Source organism: Methylobacterium longum, assembly GCF_022179385.1.
GTDB lineage: Bacteria > Pseudomonadota > Alphaproteobacteria > Rhizobiales > Beijerinckiaceae > Methylobacterium > Methylobacterium longum.
In genome coordinates, this window is record NZ_BPQS01000003.1 from 16252 (window position 1) to 39973 (window position 23722).

23 protein-coding genes and 1 pseudogene are annotated in these 23722 nt (G+C 68.0%); 15 read left to right on the plus strand and 9 right to left on the minus strand.

Annotated elements, in window-relative coordinates; all coding sequences use genetic code 11:
* The first annotated feature begins 97 nt into the window (after window positions 1–97).
* The 9 genes from pqqA to folK all read left to right on the plus strand — a co-directional run bounded on the left by pqqA (window position 98) and on the right by folK (window position 6346).
* Window positions 98–187, plus strand: coding sequence for a pyrroloquinoline quinone precursor peptide PqqA (gene pqqA / locus MFF58_RS03465; RefSeq protein WP_012317526.1), 90 nt, complete (start codon window positions 98–100; stop codon window positions 185–187).
* 33 nt (window positions 188–220) lie between these two features.
* Complete coding sequence (pqqB, locus tag MFF58_RS03470) at window positions 221–1120, plus strand: pyrroloquinoline quinone biosynthesis protein PqqB (protein ID WP_238285391.1); 900 nt, start codon at window positions 221–223, stop codon at window positions 1118–1120.
* 176 nt (window positions 1121–1296) lie between these two features.
* Window positions 1297–2382, plus strand: coding sequence for a pyrroloquinoline-quinone synthase PqqC (gene pqqC, locus MFF58_RS03475; protein ID WP_238285392.1), 1086 nt, complete (start codon window positions 1297–1299; stop codon window positions 2380–2382).
* Window positions 2379–3524, plus strand: coding sequence for a pyrroloquinoline quinone biosynthesis protein PqqE (pqqE, locus tag MFF58_RS03480; RefSeq protein ID WP_238285393.1), 1146 nt, complete (start codon window positions 2379–2381; stop codon window positions 3522–3524). The genes pqqC and pqqE overlap by 4 nt, the downstream gene beginning before the upstream one ends.
* Complete coding sequence (locus MFF58_RS03485; RefSeq protein WP_238285394.1) at window positions 3521–4231, plus strand: hypothetical protein; 711 nt, start codon at window positions 3521–3523, stop codon at window positions 4229–4231. The genes pqqE and MFF58_RS03485 overlap by 4 nt, the downstream gene beginning before the upstream one ends.
* Window positions 4212–4574 (plus strand): hypothetical protein, encoded by a 363-nt coding sequence (locus MFF58_RS03490; protein WP_238285395.1) that lies wholly within the window; start codon window positions 4212–4214, stop codon window positions 4572–4574. Before MFF58_RS03485 ends, MFF58_RS03490 begins: the two co-directional genes overlap by 20 nt.
* An 88-nt stretch (window positions 4575–4662) precedes the next feature.
* Window positions 4663–5499, plus strand: a complete 837-nt coding sequence (gene folP, locus MFF58_RS03495) for a dihydropteroate synthase (protein WP_238285397.1) — start codon at window positions 4663–4665, stop codon at window positions 5497–5499.
* Window positions 5500–5501: 2 nt separating this feature from the next.
* Complete coding sequence (gene folB / locus MFF58_RS03500) at window positions 5502–5879, plus strand: dihydroneopterin aldolase (RefSeq protein ID WP_238285694.1); 378 nt, start codon at window positions 5502–5504, stop codon at window positions 5877–5879.
* Window positions 5876–6346 (plus strand): 2-amino-4-hydroxy-6-hydroxymethyldihydropteridine diphosphokinase, encoded by a 471-nt coding sequence (gene folK / locus MFF58_RS03505; protein ID WP_283206423.1) that lies wholly within the window; start codon window positions 5876–5878, stop codon window positions 6344–6346. Before folB ends, folK begins: the two co-directional genes overlap by 4 nt.
* Window positions 6347–6399: 53 nt before the next feature.
* Here the strand turns inward: folK and xoxJ are convergent, their stop codons facing one another.
* From xoxJ to MFF58_RS03535, 6 genes are all read right to left on the minus strand, one after another.
* A complete protein-coding gene (gene xoxJ, locus MFF58_RS03510) occupies window positions 6400–7260 on the minus strand; it encodes a rare earth element methanol dehydrogenase accessory protein XoxJ (RefSeq protein ID WP_238285398.1) in 861 nt (286 codons plus the stop codon).
* Window positions 7245–7856, minus strand: a complete 612-nt coding sequence (locus MFF58_RS03515; protein WP_238285399.1) for a c-type cytochrome, methanol metabolism-related — start codon at window positions 7854–7856, stop codon at window positions 7245–7247. Before MFF58_RS03515 ends, xoxJ begins: the two co-directional genes overlap by 16 nt.
* Before the next feature lie 132 nt (window positions 7857–7988).
* Complete coding sequence (gene xoxF1 / locus MFF58_RS03520) at window positions 7989–9794, minus strand: lanthanide-dependent methanol dehydrogenase XoxF1 (protein WP_238285400.1); 1806 nt, start codon at window positions 9792–9794, stop codon at window positions 7989–7991.
* A gap of 709 nt (window positions 9795–10503) precedes the next feature.
* Complete coding sequence (locus MFF58_RS03525) at window positions 10504–10770, minus strand: hypothetical protein (protein WP_238285401.1); 267 nt, start codon at window positions 10768–10770, stop codon at window positions 10504–10506.
* Between the two features lie 130 nt (window positions 10771–10900).
* Window positions 10901–12112, minus strand: a complete 1212-nt coding sequence (gene rnd, locus MFF58_RS03530; protein WP_238285402.1) for a ribonuclease D — start codon at window positions 12110–12112, stop codon at window positions 10901–10903.
* Window positions 12113–12187: 75 nt separating this feature from the next.
* Entirely contained in the window at window positions 12188–12748 is a 561-nt protein-coding gene (locus MFF58_RS03535) for a hypothetical protein (protein WP_373323267.1), read from the minus strand.
* Between MFF58_RS03535 and aspS the strand changes: the two genes are divergently transcribed.
* From aspS to MFF58_RS03555, 4 genes are read left to right on the plus strand one after another with little or no spacing between them, the layout of a single operon-like run.
* Window positions 12743–14587, plus strand: a complete 1845-nt coding sequence (gene aspS / locus MFF58_RS03540; RefSeq protein WP_238285403.1) for an aspartate--tRNA ligase — start codon at window positions 12743–12745, stop codon at window positions 14585–14587. The two genes, MFF58_RS03535 and aspS, sit on opposite strands and share 6 nt — an antisense overlap.
* A gap of 41 nt (window positions 14588–14628) precedes the next feature.
* On the plus strand, window positions 14629–15495 hold the full coding sequence (locus MFF58_RS03545; RefSeq protein WP_238285697.1) for a glycosyltransferase family 2 protein: 867 nt from the start codon (window positions 14629–14631) through the stop codon (window positions 15493–15495).
* Window positions 15492–16568, plus strand: a complete 1077-nt coding sequence (locus MFF58_RS03550; protein ID WP_238285405.1) for an acyltransferase family protein — start codon at window positions 15492–15494, stop codon at window positions 16566–16568. Before MFF58_RS03545 ends, MFF58_RS03550 begins: the two co-directional genes overlap by 4 nt.
* A complete protein-coding gene (locus tag MFF58_RS03555) occupies window positions 16565–16894 on the plus strand; it encodes a hypothetical protein (RefSeq protein ID WP_238285407.1) in 330 nt (109 codons plus the stop codon). Before MFF58_RS03550 ends, MFF58_RS03555 begins: the two co-directional genes overlap by 4 nt.
* Here MFF58_RS03555 and MFF58_RS03560 read toward each other — a convergent pair.
* Both MFF58_RS03560 and MFF58_RS03565 read right to left on the minus strand, forming a co-directional pair.
* Window positions 16864–17115, minus strand: coding sequence for a DUF3297 family protein (locus MFF58_RS03560; RefSeq protein WP_238285408.1), 252 nt, complete (start codon window positions 17113–17115; stop codon window positions 16864–16866). The genes MFF58_RS03555 and MFF58_RS03560 overlap by 31 nt on opposite strands.
* Entirely contained in the window at window positions 17112–17789 is a 678-nt protein-coding gene (locus MFF58_RS03565) for a CatB-related O-acetyltransferase (RefSeq protein WP_283206424.1), read from the minus strand. The genes MFF58_RS03560 and MFF58_RS03565 overlap by 4 nt, the downstream gene beginning before the upstream one ends.
* A 78-nt stretch (window positions 17790–17867) precedes the next feature.
* On the opposite strand from MFF58_RS03565, the gene MFF58_RS03570 reads away from it, so the two are divergent.
* Complete coding sequence (locus MFF58_RS03570; protein WP_279603215.1) at window positions 17868–20198, plus strand: NADP-dependent malic enzyme; 2331 nt, start codon at window positions 17868–17870, stop codon at window positions 20196–20198.
* An 82-nt stretch (window positions 20199–20280) separates the two neighbouring features.
* Window positions 20281–21726, plus strand: a pseudogene (locus MFF58_RS03575) (acetamidase/formamidase family protein).
* A gap of 228 nt (window positions 21727–21954) precedes the next feature.
* On the opposite strand, the gene ppx reads toward MFF58_RS03575, so the two are convergent.
* Entirely contained in the window at window positions 21955–23496 is a 1542-nt protein-coding gene (gene ppx / locus MFF58_RS03580; RefSeq protein ID WP_238285410.1) for an exopolyphosphatase, read from the minus strand.
* Window positions 23497–23722 lie beyond the last annotated feature (226 nt).

Genomic DNA, 23722 nt, shown 5'->3' on the forward strand with positions numbered 1-23722 from the left:
ACCTCTCCCGCGCCAGAAATGAGAGCGCCATCAGTGTCTTAGGGTCCTCTTAGGAACCGCGTGACGCTCGGTGTAGATGTCGCCAAGGAGAAACACCATGAAGTGGGCTGCCCCGATCGTGTCCGAGATCTGCGTCGGCATGGAAGTGACGAGCTACGAGTCGGCCGAGATCGACACCTTCAACTGAGTTTAACGGGCCGGGGATCTCGGGAGCCGCACCATGCGCGTCGTGATCCTCGGTTCCGCAGCCGGCGGCGGCCTTCCACAGTGGAATTGCCGCTGCCCCATCTGCACCCTGGCACGGTCCGAGCCGGATCGTGTGCGGCCCAGGACGCAGTCGAGCATCGCGGTCTCCGCCGACGGATCGGATTGGCTGCTGATCAACGCGTCGCCGGACATCCGGCAGCAACTCTTCGACAACCCGCAGATGCATCCGCGCGAAGGCCTGCGCCATTCGCCGATCCGCGCCGTCCTCCTGACCAACGGCGATGTCGATCACGTCGCTGGATTGCTCACGCTGCGCGAGGGCCAGCCCTACGCGCTCTACGCCACCCGCGGCATCCTCGACTCGGTCAGCGCGAACCGCGTCTTCGACGTGATGGCCGAGGGCGTGGTCGCCCGCCAGGCAATCGGCATGGATCAGGTCTTCGAGCCCCTGCCCGGACTCTCGGTCACCCTCTTCCCCGTGCCCGGCAAGGTGCCGCTCTGGCTCGAGGACGAGACGATGGAGATCGGCGCCGAAACCGAGACCACGGTGGGCGCCCTGATCGAGGCCGGGGGCCGGCGCCTCGCGTATATTCCCGGCTGTGCCCGGGTCACCGATGGTCTGCGGGCCCGGATCGCCGGCGTCGACGCGTTGCTGTTCGACGGCACCGTGCTGCACGACGACGACATGATCCGGGCCGGGGTCGGAACGAAGACCGGCTGGCGCATGGGGCACGTTCCGATGCGCGGCGAGGGCGGCTCGATCGACGCCCTGGCGCAGGTCGATCTCGGTCGCCGCATCTTCGTGCACATCAACAACACCAATCCGGTGCTCGTCGAAGGATCGCGGGAACGGACGGAGATCGAGACGTCCGGTTGGACGGTGGCGCACGATGGATTGAGCCTCTCGCTCTAGATCCTGCGCCCTGTGCCGCAGGCACGAGCGGCTGGGAACGGGCGCGCCGCAGGGACGGAAGGTTGGGCTCGCCCACCACCGGCACTATATCGTCCCAACGCTGAGAAGCGCGCCCCGAGGCCAAGGGCGTGACCACGAGCAGGAAACGCGACCCGAGGACGGACGCCGGACACGCCATGAACGCAGTCTTCCCGACACCCGATGCCGCCGACAGCCAGCGTCTGCTCAGCCCAGAGGAGCTGGAAGCGGCCCTGCGCGACATCGGTGCGCGCCGATACCACAACCTGCACCCGTTTCACCGGCTGCTGCACGATGGCAAGCTGTCGAAGGATCAGGTCCGCGCCTGGGCGCTGAACCGCTACTACTACCAGGCGATGATCCCGGTGAAGGATGCGGCGGTGCTCGCCCGGATGACGGATGCGGCGCTACGACGGATCTGGCGTCAGCGCATCGTCGATCACGACGGCGATCACGAGGGCGATGGCGGCATCGAGCGCTGGCTCAAGCTCGCCGAGGGCGTGGGTTTCGACCGCGATTACGTGCTCTCGACCCGCGGCATCCTCTCGGCGACAAAATTCTCGGTGGAGGCCTACGTCCATTTCGTCTCCGAGAAGACGTTGCTGGAAGCGATCGCCTCGTCGCTCACCGAGATGTTCTCGCCGACGATCATTTCCGAGCGCGTCGCCGGGATGCTGAAGAACTACGACTTCATCACCAAGGACACGCTGGCCTATTTCGACAAGCGCCTCACGCAGGCGCCGCGGGATGCCGATTTCGCCCTGGACTACGTCAAGCAGCACGCGACCACGCCCGAACTTCAACGGCGGGCGATGGCGGCCCTGACGTTCAAGTGCAACGTCCTCTGGACACAGCTCGACGCCCTGTACTTCGCCTACGTGGCACCCGGCATGATCCCCCCGGACGCGTGGCGGCCAGGCGAAGGCCTCGTCGCCGATGCCGCACCGGTCCGGGCAGCGGCGGCAGGCGGGAAGATGACCGCCGCCGACCGCCCGCGACTCCCCCGCGGCGTGCGGCTGCGCAACGACGAGACCCGCGGCAAGTACGTTCTGCTCGCCCCCGAGCGCACCTTCGATCTCGACGACAACGCCGTCGCGGTGCTCAAGCTCGTGGACGGCACCCGCAGCGTCGCCGATATCGCCGACGAGCTGGGCCGAACCTACGCGGCCGATCCGCGGGCCATCGAGGCCGACATCCTGGTCATGCTGGATGGTCTCGCGGAAAAACGGGTCCTCGAGCGATGAACGCCCTGACCCCGAACCGGCCTGCGGTGCCGGCACCGGTCGGTCTGCTCGCCGAGCTGACCCACCGGTGCCCCCTGCGGTGCCCCTATTGCTCGAACCCGCTGGAACTCGACCGCCGCTCGGGCGAACTCGATACGGCCACGTGGCAGCGCGTCCTCACGGAGGCGTCCGGCCTCGGTGTCCTCCATGTCCACCTCTCCGGCGGCGAGCCGACGGCACGCAACGACATCGTCGAGATCACCAAGACCTGCGCCGATCTGGGCCTGTATTCGAACCTGATCACGTCAGGCGTCGGCGGTGCGCTGGCGAAGCTCCAGGCGCTCTACGATGTCGGCCTCGATCACGTGCAGCTCTCGGTCCAGGGCGTGGACGCCCAGAACGCCGAGAAGATCGGTGGCCTGAAGAATGCGCAGCCGCAGAAGTTCGCGTTCGCCGCCAAGGTGGTCGAACTCGGGCTGCCGCTGACGCTCAATTCCGTCATCCACCGCGGCAACATCCACGAGGTCTCGGGCTTCATCGATCTCGCGGTGAAGATGGGCGCCAAGCGCCTCGAGGTCGCGCACACGCAGTATTACGGCTGGGCCTACGTCAATCGCGCCGCGCTGATGCCCGACAAGGCGCAGGTCGATGAGTCGATCCGCATCGTCGAGGCCGCCCGGGAACGTCTCAAAGGTCAGCTGGTCATCGATCTGGTCGTGCCGGATTACTACGCCAAATACCCGAAGGCCTGCGCGGGTGGCTGGGGCCGCAAGCTGATGAACGTGACGCCGCAGGGCAAGGTCCTGCCCTGTCACGCCGCGGAGACGATTCCGGGTCTGGAATTCTGGAACGTCAACGACCATTCGCTGGGCGACATCTGGCGCGACGCGCCGGCCTTCACGGCCTATCGCGGTACCGACTGGATGAAGGAGCCGTGCCGCTCCTGTGACCGTCGGGAGAAGGATTGGGGCGGCTGCCGCTGCCAAGCTCTGGCGCTCGCCGGTGACGCAGCGGCCACCGATCCGGCCTGTTCGTTGTCGCCGCTCCACGCCAAGGTGCGCGCGCTCGCCACGGAGGAGGCGGCCGAAACCCCGCCCGATTACATCTATCGGACGATCGGCAGCAACGTTCGATCGCCGCTCAAGGAGGAAGTCGACTCGTGAGAGTTCTTGCCACGACCACCGTCGCGCTGGTGCTGGCCGCGCTGCCGGCTCTCGCCGAGGATGCCCCGAAACCCGCCACCGTGACGCAGGCCAATGCCGCGGCGGCGCCCAGCGCCTCCGACCTTCTGTTCGATCAGCCGCACATGAAGAACGCGGCACCCGGCTCGACCATCACGTACGACTATCTCCGGCGCTCCGGCATCGCCAAGGGTCCGTTCGGAGCGCCTCTCGAGGACACGCTCAAGCTGAAGCTGGAGCCGGGCAAGAGCCCCGAGGCCCGCGACATTACCGTGACCATGTTCTCGGGGCTGAACCGCGTGCCCGCCGGGCCCTTCGAGGATATGGCCGGCAATCCGGTCGTCTCGCTCTTCCTCGAAAATCACCTGAAGTCGTTGGCGAAGGTCCTGGAGGCCAACCCCCGCTACCTGAAGCTCGCGATCCGGAAGGGTCTGCGCGAGAAAGCCACCGTGACGCCCACGAAGGTGAGCGTCGGTGGTCGGGATGTCGACGGCTGGCGCGTCGTCACCAAGCCCTTCGAAGGCGACTCGATGGCGCAGCGCATGCGCGGGCTCGACGACATGACCTACACGTTCGTCACCGCACCCTCCGTACCCGGCGAGATCGTCTCGATCGAGGCGTCCTCCAAGAGCAAGGACGGCGGCGAGCTACTTGAGGAGAAGCTGAACTATGATCAGAAGGCTGGCTGAACGCGGCGCGCTGGCGGCTCTGGCCCTGACCCTGTCGGGCCTGGCCGTCCGTGCGGCCGACGACAACGATTACCCCACCGACGCGCGGGTCGATTACGTGTTCGGCTGCATGGCGGCCAACGGTCAGACCCGCGAAAGCCTGCAGAAATGCTCCTGCTCGCTCGACCAGCTGGCCGCGATCCTGCCCTACGACAAGTACGTTCAGGCCAGCACGGTCCTGTCCATGCGTCAGGGCGTGGGGAATCGCGCCAACGAGTTCAAGTCGACCAAGATCTTCGACGACAAGGTCGCCGACCTCCGCCGCGCCCAGGCCGAGGCCGAGATCCGCTGCTACCGCGGCTGACCGCGGGATCACGCCGGCCGGCGTTGCGCCGGCCGTGCGATTCGCGCACACCGGCTCCCGAACCGCGTTCAAGAACGGGACCCGCTCCGTGACCCCCTCCTCCGGCCTGTCCGACCTGCTGCCCGATCTCGGAGGGCGCACGCTGGTCATGGGCATCCTCAACGTCACGCCGGACTCCTTCTCGGATGGCGGTCTGTTCGCCGGGGAGCAGGAGGCCGTGGCGCAGGCCGAGCGGCTTGTGGCGGAGGGTGCGGCGATTCTCGATGTCGGCGGCGAGTCGACGAGGCCCGGTCACGTTCCGGTCCCGGCCGACGAGGAGCAGGCGCGCGTGCTTCCGGTGATCCGGGCCGTCGCTCCGCGGCTTGCGGTGCCGATCTCCATCGACACCTACAAGGCGTCCACGGCGCGGGTCGCCCTGGAAGCCGGCGCCCGGATCGTGAACGATGTCTGGGGTCTTCAGCGCGAGCCCGACATCGCCTCCGTGGCTGCCGCGCACGGCGCTCCGGTCATCATCATGCACAACCGCGAGACCATCGAGGCGGATCTCGACATCGTCGCCGACATGCTGGCCTTCTTCGAACGGTCGCTCGCCATCGCGCATCGCGCAGGCATCCCGGATTCCGAAATCGTGCTCGACCCGGGCGTCGGCTTCGGCAAGACGTGGACGCAGCACCTCGAAGCGCTGCGCCGGCTCCCCGAGATCCGCGCCCTGGGCTTTCCGGTCCTGGTCGGCGTCTCCCGCAAGTCGCTCCTCGGACGCCTGCACGATCGCGAGACCCGTCCGGCAGACCGGCTTCACGGATCCCTGGCCGCGCATGCGCTCGCGGCCACGCTGGGAGCCGATATCGTCCGCGTTCACGACGTGGCTGCGCACATCGACGCGATGCGAGTGGTCGATGCCGTGATGCGGCCGGAGGGCCGGTGAGCATGGGACGCGACCTGATCCGTGTCAGCCGCATCGCGGTGTTCGGTCGGCACGGCCTGCTGCCCGAAGAGGCCGTGCTCGGCCAGCGCTTCTACCTCTCGCTGGAGGCGCGTCTCGACCTGAGCGATGCGGGGGGCTCCGACGACGTCGCCGGCACGGTGAGCTACGCGGACCTGACGCAGGTCACGGTCGATATCGCCACGGGGCGGCGGTTCAATCTGATCGAAGCGCTGGCGGAGTCGATCGCCTCGGCCATCCTGACGGGGTTCCCCTTGGTCGAGGAAATCACCGTTCGGGTCGATAAGCCGAGCGCACCGGTCCCCGCGATTCTGGACGGCGTCAGCGTCGAGATCACGCGCCGCCGCGAGGACCGCCCGTGAAAGCCTATCTCGGCATCGGCAGCAACGTCGGCGACATGGCTGCCATGCTCGAACGGGCAGTCACCGGGCTGGCGGCAACGCCAGGCGTCAGCGTCTTGAAGCGCTCGGCCGATTACCGCACGCCCCCGTGGGGCAAGACCGACCAGCCATGGTTTCTCAACGGTGCGGTCGCCGTCGAGACGGAACTCGAACCGCACGGGCTGCTCGATACATGCCTGCGGATCGAACACGAGCTCGGTCGCGTACGCGAAGAACGCTGGGGTCCGCGGGTGATCGATATCGACGTGCTGGCCTACGAGGGCGCAGCCGTGAACGACGCGCGCCTCGTCCTTCCGCATCGTTTCGTCCGCGAGCGGGCTTTCGTTCTGGTTCCGCTGGCCGAAATCGCCCCGGACCTCGTTATCGGCGGCGAGCGCGTCGCCGATGCCTTGGCAAAGCTGGATCGCACCGGTATCGCGCGGGCCTGAGCGGCCCGTCTTCGGGATGACGAAGCACCCCGACTTCCGCGGTCCCGGGTCCGTCAGCGTTCGCCCGGCTCTGCCAGCTTGTTTTCCTCGTCATCGAGGAGCGGCACGTCGAATGCGCGCAGAACCGCATCGATATCCGCCTTCCGCTTGCGCAGAATGGTGTTGAGCGACCGCTTCCAGTCGTTCTCGCCGATCCGAACGCCCATGGCGATCCGGTAGGCCATCGGCGGCCGCTGCGGCTCCCTGAGCAACGGGACGACGCGCATGGCCGTCCCGGATTGCTTCGCCAGCCAGCCGGCCGCAGGTCCCCAGAGCACAGCAGCATCGATCTCCTTGGCGGCGAGCGCCCCGACGATCTCGGCTCCGACGGTCTGATAATTGCGCGAGGGGTCGAGCTGGTAAGGCGCGTAGGCCTTCATGGAGGACACCAACCCGACCTCGCCCATCCGGTTGACGGGCGGCGTACCGGCGATCACGCCGATGCTCTTGCCCTTCAGGCGCGGGTCGTCAAGGGCCTCGATGCCGTCGAACTCCCCCGATCGGGTGACCAGCGTATAGGCGGAACGGTAATAGGGATTGGTGGTCTGAACGAGGTCGCTGCCGAAGGCCTGCCCCATGATGAGGTCGCAGAGGCCGGTGCCGAGGGTATTGCGGACGAAGCCCGGTCCCTGGGTCAGCCAATAATAGCGGACCTTCACCTTCAACTCGTCGGCGATGATCGCCGCGATCTTGTTCTCGAAGCCGTCCTCCTTGCGCTCGGAGAACGGCATGTTGCCCGGATCCCCGCAGACGCGCAGGACGTCCGTGGTGACCATATCGGGCACATGCTGAGCATGGGCACCCTGCGCCACTGTCAGAGACAGGGCGCAGAGCGCTGCAATCCGTGCGAAGGACGACATCAGCCGCCCATGCATTCCTTCTCCGCCTTCCGGGCGGTTTCGGGCTTGTCCTCGTGATCGGAAGGCCGGATACGCCCGATCGCCCCGGCGGCACGCGCCTTGAGGTAGACGTAGAGGTCGTCCGAGTAGCACATGACGTTCTTGTTGTCGCCGAAGGCGGGCATGACCTTCTGCTCAGCGGCGCTCACGTCCTGCTTGCCGCCGACCAGGATGCCGATGAACTCCTCGTAGGAGAGGTGCTTCAGCGAATCCTTCAGCGCGGGCGCGTAGGTGGAGCCCATGCCGTCGGGGCCGTGGCAGACGTGGCACTCGGCATGATAGCGGCGGTAACCCGAGTAGGTATACCAATCGAGCTTCTTGCCGTCCTGCGTCACGCGGAAGGTGGGGTGACCCTCGGCGTCGACATACTTGCCGTCCTCGACCTTGACGGCCGCGTCTTTCTTCAAAAGCTTTTCGTCCTGCTCGGCCGTCTTGTCATTCGCGTTGAGCGAGTTGGCGAGGGCGGGATCGGCAGGCTTGGCATCCTCAGCATGTACGGCCACCGCGGAAACGGTGGCTAGGGCGAGGGCGGCGATAACCGGCCGCGTTACGATCGTGCTGAGGTTGAGCAACGCATCTGTCTCCCTGGAGCGAGGCCTTTCGTCTCCCTTCGAGCCGCAGCCTCTTGCGCCTAAGTCTAATCACAAGGATGCCGGCGCGGGAACCCGCGCCGGCATCTATTTTACTCTTGCACCTGCGGCCGATTAGTTCGGCAGAGCGAAGACGGTGAGCTGACCACCGAGGTTGGTGTACTGCGACAGAGCCGCATAGCCACCCACCGCGCCGAGGCCGGCGTTCGGGTCGGTCAGGCCGGCCGCGAGGCCGATGCCGGCCCAGCCGCCGACGCCCGACAGGACGCCCACGTACTGCTTGCCCTTGTGCTGGTAGGTCATCACGTTGCCGATGATGCCCGACGGGGTCTTGAACTTGAACAGCTCCTTGCCGCTCTTGTCGTCGACCGCCTTCAGGTAACCCTCAAGCGTTCCGTAGAACACCACGTCGCCGGCGGTGGCCAGAGCACCGGACCACACCGAGAACTGCTCGGCGTTGGACCACTTGATCTTGCCGTTGACGCCATCCCACGCGATGAAGTTGCCCATGCCGCCGTGCGAGTTCGGAGCCGGGTACATCGAGAGGGTCGCACCGACGTAGGGCTGGCCCGGGGTGTAGGTCACCCGGAACGGCTCGTAGTCCATGCAGACGTGGTTGGTGGGCACGTAGAACAGGTTGGTCTTCGGCGAGAAGGCAGCAGGCTGCTGATCCTTGGTACCAAGCGCCGCCGGGCAGATGCCCTTGGAGTTGGTGTCCTCACCGTTCTGCTCAGTCGAGTACTTCGACACGACCAGCGGCCGGCCGTAGTTCTTCGAGCCCTTGTCCATGTCGACCTTGGTCGCCCAGTTGACGGCCGGGTCGAACTTCTCGGCGACGAGCAGGCTGCCGTCCGCGCGGTTCAGCGTGTAGCCGAAGCCGTTGCGGTCGAAGTGGGTCAGGAGCGGCTGCTCCTTGCCGTCAACCTTCTGATCCGTGAGGATCATCTCGTTGATGCCGTCGTAGTCCCACTCGTCGTGGGGGGTCATCTGGTAGACCCACTTGGCGACGCCGGTATCCGGGTTACGCGCCCAGATGGTCATGGACCACTTGTTGTCGCCCGGACGCTGCTTGGGGTTCCAGGTCGAGGGGTTGCCCGAGCCGTAGTACATCAGGTCGAGCTTCGGGTCGTACGAGAACCAGCCCCAGGTGCAGCCGCCGCCGGTCTTCCACTGATCGCCTTCCCAGGTCTTCAGCGAGGAGTCCTTGCCGACGGGCTTGCCCAGCGAGGTGGTCTTCTCCGGGTCGACCAGCATCTGGTCGTCCGGGCCCTCGGAGTAGCCGCGCCACACCTTCTTGCCGGTCTTCAGGTCGTAGGCCGTGACGTGGCACTGCACGCCGAACTCGCCGCCCGAGATGCCAACGATGACCTTGTCCTTCACGGGCAGAACCGTGGCGGTGTTGGTCTCGCCCTTCTTCGGGTCGCCGTTCACGACGGACCAGTTGACCTTGCCGGTCTTGGCGTCGAGCGACACGAGGGTGGTGTCGGCCTGGTGCAGGAGGATGGTGCCGTCGGCGTAGGCCAGACCACGGTTGACCGTGTCACAGCACATAACCGGGATCACGGACGGATCCTGCTTCGGCTCGTACTTCCAGACGATCTTCGCCTCGTGGTCGAGGTCGAGGGCGTACACGATGTTCGGGAACGGCGTGTGCACGTACATCATGTTGCCGACGACGAGCGGCGAGCCCTCGTGGCCGCGCAGAACGCCGGTCGAGAAGGTCCAGGCGACCTGGAGGTTCTTCACGTTCGACGCATTGATCTGGTCGAGCTTCGAATAACGGGTGTTCGCGTAATCAACCGTCTGGAGCACCTGCTCCGCCGGGTTGGCGATGCCCTTCATCACGCTTTCGTTGGCCAGGGCCGGCGCCGCGACTGCCGCGACACCTGCACCGAGCGCAAGGAGATGTACCGCTCTCATGGGTTCCTCCGACAAGTCTTTGAGAGTATTCGCGCACACCTAGAGAGTGGTGTCGCTCAGACCCCGACCTGACTGTTTGCGACAGGGATGGACGCCTCGGTAGCGGGCATTTCGGACTTGAGGAGATCGAGAGATCTCCGAGCCAGGAGCCGCCATCCCTGAGGCGGCCCCCTCGAAACCGAGGCTTGCGGCGACCTTAAGAGATTTTTGAGCGCCGTCAACTCGCTCTTGGCCTTCGCGATGCTCACGGTGAAAGCTTCATTTCCGGTGACAGAAGCATGGCTGTTGTCATTGCTTCGCAAAAATTAATTTTGCGCCGCACAACGACCGATGCGTTCTTTGTGGCAGATCCTGCGGCTACGTGGGGGCTTCTCATGCAGGTCTTGCAATCCAGAGAGCTTTGCTGGAGCGGCTCATGCGGTGGCGACTTGGTTCATCTCGCTGACGCGAGGAAGCTGAGCCGTGGGAGGGCAAATCCGCCCGCGGCGCAACGACCCCTCCGGACCCCGGGCGTCACCACCAGAGCAGGCCCGATACGGCTGCGCCCAGTCGCCGCAGACTACTCGGTGCCGGATCTTTCGCAGGCTCGGGGTGTTTGCGGGGCGAAATTTGCCGAATCGTCCCGTCCAGCGGAGCGGCTGTTGAGAGGTTTGTGAGACGTACAGCCTGACGAACCCGGGCTGTCGGCAGCGCCGGTGGGAGCGCCGGATCAGAGGGCCCCGATCGTCCCGATCCCTTCGAACTCGGCCGTGTCGTTGACGAGATCGGTGATCGAGATGTTCAGCCGCCGCCCATTGGCGAGGCGGAGTTGCGCGTCTGGTTCGAGCCAGATCGGCCGCAGGCTCACATGGCTGCCGTAGAGGTTGCCGTAGGCGACGACCCCGCCTTCCCGACGCTCGACGACCACGCGATAACGAACGCGCGCGGATCCACAGCCTTCCGCCGAGACCAGCCCGCGACCGGTCAGGGTCTTCAAGACTTCATTCGGCTCAAACATTCACGCGACGCACGATGGGACTTATCGGCAAGCCTATTGCCGTTTAATCCCGGTTCGCCTGTGTGTCACGCCGGCAAGGACGGTTTGCCGTCCCGCGGGTGGTGCCGGATCAGCCGTTCTCGTCGCGTCCGGCACCGGGTGCTTCATCGGGTACCTCACCGGGCGAAATGCCCTGGAGTTCCCGCACGACGATGCGACCTGCCACGACCGAGAGCGCTACACGGCCCTGCTTGAGCGCCAACGCCTTCTCGCCGAAGAGCGACCGCCGCCAGCCTTGAAGAGCCGGCACCTCGGCAGCGTCGTCGTCCGCGAGCGCCTCAAGGTCGTCCACGGTGCCGATGATCTTGGGCGCGACGCCCTCGGCCTCACAGACCGCCTTCAATAGGACTTTCAGGAGCTCGACGATCGCGCCGTTGCCGCCGCTCCGACGGATCCGCTCCGGCAGGCGGATGTCGCTCGTGTCGCGGTTCAGGCCCCGCTCCACCGCCGCCATGATGTCGGCTCCGGTCCGGGAGCGCTCGAAGCCGGCCGGGATCGTGCGCAGCCGGCCGAGGGCTTCGGCGTTGCGCGGGGCCGCGGAGGCCACGTCGATCACCGCCTCGTCCTTCAAAACACGGCCGCGGGGCACATTGCGCGCCTGGGCCTCGGCCTCGCGCCAGGCGGCGACCTCCATCAGAACGGCGATCTCGCGGGGCTTGCGCATCCGGCCGGACAGCCGCCGCCAGGCCTGCGCGGGGTCGGCACGGTAGGTTTCCGGCGAGGTCAGAACCGCCATCTCCTCGTCCAGCCAAGCGCCGCGGTCGGTGCGCAGCAGCTCGGCCACCAGGACTTCGTAGACCTTGACCAGGTGGGTCACATCCGAAAGCGCGTAGCTGAGCTGCGCCTCGGAGAGCGGCCGCCGGGACCAGTCGGTGAACCGCGACGACTTGTCGATCTTCGCCTTGGCGACGTCGTTGACGAGCTGCTCGTACGAGACGGAATCGCCGTAGCCGCACACCATGGCGGCGACTTGTGTGTCGAAGAACGGGTGCGGCAGGATCCCGCCCATCAGCCAGATGATCTCGAGATCCTGGCGGGCCGAGTGGAACACCTTAACGGTCCGCTCATCCGCCATCAGATCGATAAACGGCTGGAGATCGATCCCCGGAGCCAGGGGGTCGACCAGCGCGGCGGTCCCATCCGGAGCCGCCATCTGGATCAGACAGAGCTTCGGGTAATACGTCGTCTCGCGCATGAACTCCGTGTCGACAGTCACGAAGGGCTGCTCGGCAAGGCGCACGCAGACGTCGCGCAACGCGGCGGTGGAAGTGATCAGATCCATATCCCGGCTATACGCAACCGCCGCGAACATGGGGAGGCACCGCCGCAAAGCTCCCCATCTTTCCCACGTCCCCTGTCACGAAACTGCATCCGCCGACCCGGCGAGGACGGCCTTGCGGCGCGCGAGGGCCTGTCGGCGGATCCGTACAGCGTCGGCGCGACGCTGGGATTCAGCCCGCGCGAGCAGACGATCCAGGATACCGGTCTCGACACGCTCGCCGGTGGCGCCATCGACAAGTCGGCGGATCCGATCGACCCGGAAGCCTCGATAGCCGCCCCGCCGGGCGTCGATTCCGCCGAGCAGCGTCCGACCGGGGCCCAGCTTCAGTTCGCGCGCCGCCAGGGACCGGTTGCTCCAGGCGCCGGCCGCGTCCTCGTAGACGAGGTCGAAATGGCCGTCGAGGGGCAGCGTCCGCCACGCGCCGAGGTTGGTCTCCGATGGCGGATCACGGGACACGGCTGGAGGGAAAAAAGCGTTCTGCTTCATAGACATCATATGGGTATCGAACGGGCCGTCCGGTAGTCCGGAACACGGGAAACGCCCGCCTTTCGGGGCCTCGGGGCGCCGCCCGCGCTTGACTTGGGGGGCACCGCGTGAATGGTGCCGGCCTTCCGTCAGAAGAAGCCCGTCATGCACCGTTACCGTTCCCACACCTGCGGGGCGCTCCGCCCGTCCGACGTCGGGCAGAGCGTCCGCCTCTCCGGCTGGTGCCATCGCATCCGCGACCATGGCGGCGTGCTCTTCATCGATCTCCGCGATCATTACGGCCTGACGCAATGCGTGGTCGATTCCGACTCACCGGCCTTCAAGGCCGCCGAGGCCGGGCGCTCGGAGTGGGTGGTGCGGATCGACGGCCGCGTCCGCACGCGGCCGGCCGGCACCGAGAATGCCGAGCTGCCGACCGGCGCAGTCGAGGTGTACATCGACGATCTGGAAGTGCTGGGCCCGGCGGGCGAGCTGCCGCTGCCGGTCTTCGGGGACCTGGAATACCCTGAGGAAACGCGCCTCCGGTACCGCTTCCTCGACCTGCGTCGGGAGAAGCTCCACGCCAATATCATGAAGCGCGGCGCGATCATCGACTCGCTGCGGCGGCGGATGCGCGAGGGCGGCTTCTTCGAGTTCCAGACCCCGATCCTGACGGCCTCCTCGCCGGAGGGTGCGCGCGACTACCTCGTGCCGTCGCGGGTGCATCCCGGCAGATTCTACGCCCTCCCGCAGGCGCCGCAGCAGTTCAAGCAGCTGACGATGATCGCGGGCTTCGACCGCTACTTCCAGATCGCGCCCTGCTTCCGCGACGAGGACGCCCGGGCGGACCGGAGCCCCGGCGAGTTCTACCAGCTCGACATCGAGATGAGCTTCGTCACCCAGGAGGACGTGTTCCAGGCGGTGGAGCCGGTCCTGCGCGGGGTGTTCGACGAGTTCGCCAATGGCAGGCGCGTCACCCGGGAGTTCCCGCGGATCACCTTCGCGGAGTCGATGTTGAAATACGGTGTCGACAAGCCGGACCTGCGCAACCCCCTGATCATCGCCGACGTCACCGACCTGTTCGGCCGCGAGGACGTGGCCTTCAAGGCGTTCAAGGGGGTCATCGCCTCGGGCGGCGTGGTCCGGGCGATCCCGGCGACCGGGGCTGCGGCACAGTCGCGCTCGTTCTTCGACCGGCTGAACGACTGGGCCCGCTCAGAGGGGGCGCCGGGCCTCGGTTACATCGTGTTCGAGGCGGAGAACGGCGGTCTCGCCGGCAAGGGGCCGATCGCCAAGTTCATCCCGGCCGAGGTTCAGGCGCTCATCGCGGAGCGCGTGGGCGCGAAGGCCGGCGACGCGGTGTTCTTCTCTGCCGGCGCCGAGGTTAAGGCGGCCGGACTGGCCGGCAAGGCCCGCATCCGCATCGGCGACGAGCTGGGCCTGTGCGACAAGGACCAGTACGCGTTCTGCTGGATCACCGACTTCCCGATGTACGAGTGGAGCGATGAGGAGAAGCGGATCGACTTCTCCCACAACCCGTTCTCGATGCCGAACATCGACCGTGAGGAGTTCCTCAATCTCGATCTCGATGCGCTGGCCGCCGAGGACGAGAGCGGTGCCAACACCCGGAAGATCCTCGGCATCAAGGCGTTCCAGTACGACATCGTCTGCAACGGCATCGAGCTGTCCTCCGGCGCAATCCGGAACCATCGACCCGATGTGATGGAGAAGGCCTTCGCCATCGCGGGCTACGGCAGCGAGGTGCTCGAACAGAAGTTCGGCGGCATGCTGAACGCCCTGCGCATGGGCGCCCCGCCGCACGGCGGCATCGCGCCGGGTGTCGACCGGATCGTCATGCTCCTGTGCGACGAGCCGAACATTCGCGAGGTGGTGCTGTTCCCGATGAACCAGCGCGCCGAAGACCTGATGATGGGCGCACCCGCCGAGGCAACCCCGAAGCAGCTGCGCGAGCTGCATATCCGGCTCAACCTGCCCGAGAAGAAGGCCTGAGGCCCGGTTAGATCCGCCGCGCGGTGGCGGGCTCCGTCGCGATGGTCGTCGCCGTCGTGGTCGCCCATGACAGCGCCGACGTGCTCGCCGCCTGTATCGGGGCGCTCGCCGGCCAGGGCGTGCCGGTGATCGTCGTGGACAATGCCAGCCGGGACGCCTCCGCGGCGGTCGCGGAGGCCGCCGGCGCGCAGGTCATTCGCAACGTCCGCAACGAGGGCTACGGCCGCGCCAACAACCAGGGCATCCGCGCCGCGGAGACGGCGGAGCACGTGCTCATCGTCAACCCGGACGTTGTCCTGCGCGCCGGCGCCGTGGATGCCCTGCGCGACGCGGCCCGCTCCTGGCCGGAGGCCGGACTGTTCGCGCCCCGCCTCGTCGAGCCGGACGGCCGCTTCTTCTTCCAGGCGCGGTCGCTGCTGGCGCCCTATCTGACCAATCCCGGTGGCCGCCGCGCGCTGCCTGAGGGCGATGCCTGCGCACCGTTCCTCTCCGGGGCCTGCCTGATGATGCCCCGCGCCCTGTTCATCGAACTCGGCGGCTTCGACGAGAACATCTTCCTGTTCTACGAGGATGACGACCTCTGCCGGCGCGTGGCGGATTCCGGCCGCGCCCTGATCCACGTCCACGGCGCCGAGGCACTGCACGGCCGCGGCCGTTCGTCGGCGCCGGAGCCCGGGCGGGTCTTCCGCTCACGCTGGCACCAGGCGTGGTCACGAGCCTATGTCAGCCGCAAATACGGCTTGCGCGCTCCGAGCTTCGCCGACCTGATGACCAACCTGCCCAAAGCGCTCCTGTCCGCCGTCGTCCTGCGCCGGGCCGGGCTGGAGCGCTACGGCGGCTCCGCCACCGGGGCTCTCGCGTTCCTGTTGGGGCGCACGGCTCTGGCCCGCGAGGGTCTGAGCCGATGAGTGCGCCGACAATTGCGACCGCGCTCGACGCGCGGCGCAACGGCTTCACCGGCCTGCGGCTCGCCCTGGCGCTCGCGGTGGTCGTGTCCCACGCCTTCAGCGTCGCCACCGGCGCTGCCGGGGATGAGCCCCTGGCCCGGCTCACCGGCTACACCCTCGGTGAGCACGCGGTGAACGGCTTCTTCGCCGTGTCGGGCTTCCTGGTCACCATGAGTTGCGACCGCCGCGGGCTGCGCGACTACGTCCTCGCCCGGACCCTGCGGATCCTGCCCGGCTTGCTCGCCGCGACGACCGTGGTTTCGCTGGGGCTGGGCGCCGCGCTGACCCGCCTGCCCGTGTCCGAGTATCTGCGTGAGCCGGCCGTGTGGTCGTTCATCCGCGGGACGCTGACGACCTTCAAGAGCAACGCCGCCCTCCCCGGGCTCTTCGAAGCCAACCCGTACCGGGCGCCCCTCGGCACGGTCTGGACCCTCAAATACGAGGTGCTGTGCTACCTGGGGGTTGTGGTCGCCGCCCTGTGCGGACTGCTCCGGCGGCGCTGGCCGGCGCTCCTGATCGTGGCGGGACTGGCGCTGGCCCTCTCGGTGGCCAGCGGCCTGCGCGGTTCGGATCTGCCGAAGGGCGTGGAGACCGCCCTGCGCCTGCCGATGATCTTCGCCGCCGGCGCGTGCCTGTATCTCTGGCGCGCGCAGCTACGCGTCTCGGCCGCCGCCCTCGCCTGCCTGACCTTCGGCGCCGTCGTCCTCGCGCGGACGCCGGCCTACCCGGCTCTCCTGTTCCTCGCGGAGGCTTACGGCGCGGTCTGGCTCGCCCTCGGCCCGCTGGCGCACAGAGTGTTCGATCCGCCCGCCGACCTCTCCTACGGGATCTATCTCTACGGCTGGCCCGTCCAGCAGAGCCTGCACGCGCTCTGGCCGGACGTTTCCGGCCCGGCCCTCCTGATCCCGGCCCTCGGCCTGACGCTGCCGGTGGCGGCCCTGTCGTGGTACGGGATCGAGCGACCGGCCCTGTTGCTGAAGGCCCGCGCGCTCGGGCGGAAGCGTTTGGGCACGATCGAGCCCGCCGGGCCGTGAGCGCCGACAGGGCGCTTCCGCCGCTGGCGTCCCTCGCCCAGGCAGCGCGGCTGCTGGAGGAGCACGGCTTCTCCATCGTGGCCCGGAACGAGCGCGGCGACAGCCTGTACCTCCGCCGCGCCGAATGCGCCTGGCACCTGCGGCTGTCGAACCACGCACGCACCGCGAAGCAACGTGCCCGCCGCGCCGACATCCTCACAAGCCTCGTCATCGACGGGCCGCGCGCTCCCGAACAGATCGGAAGGCTCGTCCGGGATGCCGTTCGGAACTTCGAGGCGGCCCTCGCGAGGGCCGATCAGACGTCCGCCGCGGGCTCGCGGAAATAGGGCTCCACGGCGCCCTTCAGCTTGACGGTCATCGGGTTTCCGGCGCGGTCGAGAGTCTTCCCGGCCGAGAGACGCACCCAGCCCTCGCTGACGCAGTACTCCTCGACGTTGGTCTTCTCGACGCCCTTGAACCGCACGCCGACGCCGCGCTCCAGCAGTTTCTCGTCGTAGAACGGGCTGTTCGGGTTGGAGGCGAGGCGGTCGGGAGGCGTGTCGGTCATCGTCCGGTTCTCGGGTCGGGTTCGTGGTGTGCCCTGTGGGCATCATGCGGAGACTCGGCCCCGCCGGTACGGGAATCCGCGCCCGTGCGCAACGCCGCGAGCAGGTCCGCGACCCGGCCGCTCTGCAGGAGCGGCACGAGGCGCGTCACGACCTCGTGGGGCCGGTCCCACCAGGCGGCGGCTTCCAGCGCCTTCGCGGTGGCCTCGTCGAAGCGGTGCCGCACCACCCGGGCCGGGTTGCCCGCCACCACCGCGTAGGCCGGCACGTCGCGGGTCACCACCGCCCGGGCGGCGACGACCGCACCCGGCCCGATCGTGACCCCGGAGAGGATCATGCAGCCGGATCCCAGCCAGACATCGTGCCCGATGACCACGTCGCCCCGGGAGGCGTGATAATCCTCCGGTGCCCGCGCGTCCGGGAACAGGCCGCGCATCGCCGCGAAGGGATAGGTAGACGCCCAGTCGAGGCGATGGTCGCCACCGAGCAGGATCTCGACTTTGTCTGCGATGGAACAATAGCGGCCGATCGTCAGCCGCCGCCCGCTCTCGGCAAAGCGCACCTTGGGACGCCCGTACGAGTAAGCGCCTATGGAAAACCCGTACCGCTTCGCCAGCTTGGCGAGGTGGACGCGGGTCTCGTTATGCGGGTTGCGCCCCCTGCGCAGCCGGTGCAACAGACCGATCAAGACGCAAACCGGTGCGATGCGCGATCGCGTCGTCCTCGGGAAAGCAGGTGAGCGGGAGCGTGGGCGATGGCCGATAACATGTCCGAGGACCTCAAGGCCGGGGCGCTCGTCTACCACCGCCTGCCCAAGCCGGGAAAGCTGGAGATCCAGGCCACCAAGCCGCTGGGCAACCAGCGCGACCTCGCGCTGGCCTACTCGCCCGGCGTCGCCGCCGCCTGCATGGCGATCCACGACGATCCCCAGGAGGCCGCGACCCTCACCATCCGCCAGAACCTCGTGGCGGTGCTCTCCAACGGCACGGCCGTGCTGGGCCTGGGCGATATCGGCCCGCTGGCCTCGAAGCCCGTGATGGAGGGCAAGGCCGTCCTGTTCAAGAAATTCGCCGGCATCGACGTGTTCGACATCGAGGTCGACCAGAAGGACGTGTCCAAGCTCGTGGACGTGGTCTGCGCCCTGGAGCCGACGTTCGGCGGCATCAACCTCGAGGACATCAAGGCCCCCGAGTGCTTCGAGGTCGAGGAGCAGTGCCGGGCCCGGATGAACATCCCGGTCTTCCACGACGACCAGCACGGCACCGCGATCATCGTGGCGGCCGCCGTCCTCAACGGCCTGGAGCTCGCCGGCAAGAACCTGTCCGACGTCCGGATCGTGACGTCCGGTGCCGGCGCGGCGGCCCTGGCGTGCCTCAACCTGCTCGTATCCCTCGGCGCCACCCGCGAGAACATCACGGTTACCGACATTAAGGGCGTCGTCTACAAGGGCCGCGCCGAGCTGATGGATCGGTGGAAGGACGTCTACGCCCAGGACACCGACAAGCGGACGCTGGCCGAGGTCATTCCGGGCGCCGACGTGTTCATCGGCCTCTCGGCCGGCGGCGTGCTGAAGCCTGAATACCTGAAGGAGATGGCCGAGAAGCCGCTGATCATGGCGCTCGCCAACCCCTATCCGGAGATCATGCCGGATCTGGCCGAGAAGGAGCGGCCGGACGCGATGATCTGCACCGGCCGGTCGGACTTCCCGAACCAGGTCAATAACGTCCTGTGCTTCCCCTACATCTTCCGCGGCGCGCTCGATGTCGGCGCCCACAAGATCAACGAGGAGATGAAGAAGGCTGCCGTCAAGGCGATCGCGGGCCTGGCGCACGAGACCACCTCGGACGTGGTCGCCCGCGCCTATGGCGGCGAGGCCCGCCCGTTCGGTCCGAAATCGCTGATCCCGAGCCCCTTCGACCCGCGCCTGATCCTGCGCATCGCCCCCGCGGTGGCCAAGGCCGCGATGGATTCGGGCGTCGCCGGCCGGCCGCTCGCGGATTTCGAGGCCTACGCCGACAGCCTCGACCGGTTCGTGCATCGATCCGGCCTCATCATGAAGCCGCTGTTCTCGAAGGCGAAGGCCGAGCCCAAGCGGGTGATCTACGCCGAGGGCGAGGACGAGCGCGTGCTGCGCGCGGTCCAGGCGATCGTCGAGGACAAGGTCGCCTTCCCGATCCTGGTCGGCCGGCCGCGGGTCGTCGAGACCCGGCTCAAGCGCTTCGGCCTGTCGATCGAGCACGGCCGCGACTTCGAGCTGATCGATCCCGAGGACGATCCCCGCTACCGCGCCTACGTTCAGACCTATCTGGAGGTGGCGGGCCGCCGGGGCATCACGCCCGACGCGGCGCGCACGCTGGTGCGCACCAACAGCACCGTCATCGGCGCCATCGCGGTCCGCCGCGGTGAGGCCGACGCGCTCATCTGCGGCCTCGAGGGCCGGTTCGAGACGCGCCTGCGCATCATCCGTGACGTGATCGGGCTCGCGCCCGGTGTGGAACAATGCGCCGCGATGAGCCTCGTGGTGACTCACAACGGCGCCTACTTCCTGGCCGATACCCATGTCCGCCAGAATCCGACCGCCGAGGAGATCGCTGACGTGGCGCAGGCCTGCGCAAGCCACGTCAGCCGCTTCGGGATGACGCCCAAGATCGCGCTCCTGAGCCACTCGGATTTCGGACAGTCGGATTCGCCGTCCGCCATGAAGATGCGCGAGGCCCTCGCGCTCCTGCAGCGGCGCGATCCGGAGCTTCAGGTCGACGGCGAGATGCAGGCGGATTCGGCCCTCAACGAGATGGTCCGGGAGCGGGTGCTGCCCGGGTCGCGGCTGAAGGGGGCGGCCAACGTCCTGATCTTCCCGAATCTCGACGCGGCCAACATCGCCTTCCAGTTCGCCAAGGTGCTGGCGGATGCCCTGCCGGTCGGCCCCCTGCTGATCGGCCCGGCCAAGCCCGCCCACATCCTGACGCCCTCGGTGACCGCGCGCGGCATCGTCAACGTCACGGCCGCCGCCGTCGTCGAGGCGCAGGCGGACGAGGCGCCCGCGCCGAAGCCCGAGGAGGCCGGGCTCGGGATGATCTCCGAGTGAGGCCGCCCCGCGACGGCCGCGAGAGTGGCCGTCGATTTGCTTGGCCGTTTTCGGGGGAAGGCGAGCCACGGAAGTCGACACCATGTGCCAGGGCGATGATCCGAACTGCCACGCCTTCGAGGCGCATCGCCGCGGCCTGCGGCGGGACCTGGAGCCGGAGCGGCGCGCCTTCCTGAAGAGCAGCTTCGTGGCGACCGGCGCGGCGGCCGCGGCCTTCGCGGCGGCCGGACCGTCGCTCGTGAGCCCCGCCCTCGCCCAGGCGAGTGGAGCCAAGATCGCCGCGACCGCGCATTACCACCTGCCGGCCAACGCCGAGACCGTGCACTGGGGCTTCTTCAGCCGGAGCCTCACGCCGCAGGTCGAGATCGGCTCGGGCGACTACGTCACCATCGAGACTCTGACCCACCAAGCCAGCGACGACGCCGAGCGCATGATCCAGGGCGATCCCGGCGCCGAGAGCGTCTATCTCTGGACGAAGGACAAGATGGGCGTCTCGCCCCGGGGCGCGGGCGCCCTCGACGCCAAGGTCGGCCCCGGCGGCGGCCTCGGGGTGCATATCTGCACCGGCCCCGTGGCGATCCGCGGTGCCGAGCCAGGGGACGTTCTGGAGGTCCGAATTCTCGACGTGGCCCCCCGCCCCTGCGCCAATCCCAAGTACAAGGGGCTGACCTTCGGCAGCAACGCGGCCGCCTGGTGGGGCTACCACTACAACGACCTGATCACCGGCGATAAGCCGCGGGAGGTCGTGACGATCTACGAGGTCGACGCCACCGGCGAGCGTGACTGGGCCCGGGCGGTCTACAGCTTCCGCTGGCCCGGCGTGACCGACCCGTTCGGCGTCGACCACCCGACCATCGACTATCCCGGCCTGCCGGTGGACCACACGAAGACGCAGAAGACCTTCGAGGTGCTCAAGGGCATCCGGGTGCCGATCCGCCCGCATTTTGGCACGATGGGCGTGGCGCCCGCGGAGGCCGACCGGGTCAACTCGATTCCACCGAGCTACACCGGCGGCAACATCGACAACTGGCGGATCGGGAAGGGCGCGACCCTGTACTAGCCGGTGGCGGTCCCGGGCGCCCTGTTCTCGGTGGGCGATCCCCATGCCAGCCAGGGCGATTCCGAATTGTGCGGCACCGCGATCGAGTGCTCGCTCACCGGCACCTTCCAGTTCATCCTGCACAAGAAGGCCGATCTCCCCGGCACGCCGCTGGAGGCCCTCGACTTCCCGATGATCGAGACGCGCGAGGATTGGGTGCTGTCCGGCTTCAGCTACCCGAACTACCTGCGCGACCTCGGTCCGGACGCGCAGACCGCGATCTTCCAGAAATCCTCCGTCGACCTCGCCATGCGCGACGCCTTCCGGAAGATGCGCCAGTTCCTGATGCACGCGAAGGGGCTGACCGAGGACGAGGCGATCTCGCTGATGTCGGTGGCGGTCGATTTCGGGATCACCCAGGTGGTGGACGGCAACTGGGGCGTCCACGCCGTGGTCAAGAAGGCGATCTTCGCCGATCGCGCCGCCTGAGGGGTTCCGTCAGGGGCAGCGCGAATCCCGATCGCGCGCCGGAGCCGCCCCGGGGCAAATGCTCGTTGCATCTGCGTAGCCGGAACCCCGGCTCCGCTGCGGCAGCCCGCAGATGACGGCGCGGCAGCAGGCCAGCACCGTCCGGGAGGGGCAATCGAGCCACGCGCATCCGACATACAGGTGAGGCGGCGCGGTCGCCTCCGGCGTTGAGCGAGGGGACCGGGCCGCTCAGACGATCTCGATTCGTCCTTCCAGGCCGACGATACGGCCGAGACCGCGGATGCGGTTCAGCAGGCGGTCGCCGCTCAGGGCCTCCCAGTCGCGGGACAGCCGCAAGGTCACGCGCCCGTCCACGACGGTGAGGGGCGCCCGACCCAGGGCTCCCCCCATCCCGGCCGAGATCGGGTAGGCGACGCGCAACAGGGCACCGAGGAGGCGCGCCCGCTCGAACAAGCGCGTTCCCGCCACGCTGCGCAGGATCGGGTTGGCCTTCTCGAGGGCGAGGCCGGTATGCCGGAGCGAGACCGCCAGGGCGAGATAGGCCCGCCCCGGATGGTCGACGCCCACGAAGGCTGCGTTCTGGATCGCCGCGATGCTCTGCTCGTCGCGATAGTCCGGATGGGCGCGCCAGCCCACGTCCGAGAGCAGGCAGCCCGCGTGGCGCAGGCGGCGCTCGTCGGCGGTCTCGTGCCCGTCCAGCGTCTCCACGAAGCGATCCGTCCAGGCGATCAGCTCCTCCCCGTGGCGCGGGGAGCGGGCGCGCAGGGCATTGAACTCCGCCGCCGAGGCGAGCAGCGGATCGATCAGGCGGACATCGCGGTCGAGCTGCTCGAACAGCAGGCCTTCGCGCACGCCCGAGGCCGAGATTGCCAGCTCGCGCGGTCGCCCGACCCGGATGATCTCCTCCAGCACCGCGGCGCCGTACGCGAGAAGGGGGCGCCGGGCCTCCGAGATGGCATCGACGTCCTGGAGCAGCGACACGTCGGTCTGCTCGACGATCTGGAGGAAGGTCAGCTCGTCGGTGGGCTCCACGGTGTAGCCATGCATCACGTGGACGGGATAGCCGCGGGCAGCCTGATGGAGCCGCGCGAGCGCCCGCCACGTGCCGCCGACCGCGTAAAAGGTCCGGCCGCGCAGGGTCTCCAGTTGCGGAGCCGCCTTGCGCATGTGCTCACGCACGATCTTGGCGGCCTTCTTCACCGAGCCGCCAGAGAGATCCTGCAGGGCGAGGCCGCCGAGCGGCATGGTCACGCCCTGGCCGACGATGCTCCCGCGCACGTCCACGAGCTCGAGCGATCCGCCGCCGAGATCGCCGACGACGCCATCCGGCGCGTGGAAGCCCGAGATCACGCCCAGCGCCGACAGCTCCGCCTCGCGCCGCCCGGAGAGAAGCTGGATCTCCTGTCCGCAGGCCGCCTCGGCGGCGCGCAGGAAGTCCGGCCCGTTCGCGGCGTCGCGGGCCGCCGCGGTCGCCAAAACGAAGACCCGGCCCACCCGCATGGTCTCGCACAGCACCCGGAACCGGGCCAAGGCGGCGAGTGCCCGGGCCACCGCCTCCTCGTTCAGCCGCCCCGTGGTGAGGACATTGCGGCCCAGTCCGCAGAGGACCTTCTCGTTGTAGAGCGGGGTCGGCGCCCGGGACAGACCGTCATAGGCGACGAGGCGGACCGAGTTGGACCCGATATCGATGATGGCGATCGGGGATCGCGCCGCCTCCACGGTCGGGTCCGCGGAATGGGCGAGGATGAGATTGGCGCGAGGGCTGCCCAAACGTCCGTGTCCTTGCTCGAGCGCGACGGGCCCGACTTGCGCACCGTCGGTGCAATCTAGAGCCGCAGTCGATGGCGGTCCAATCGAGGCCGGGTCCGGATCGGTCATGTCATGTGCCGGTCGCCGCACAGGTATCCCGGTCGGCGACGCGGACATCGTGCGCCTCTGCGTCGGCGGCCGGGCCCTTCGTTTGCGCAGATCTTGGATCGCGCGCAAGTTCTTCGCG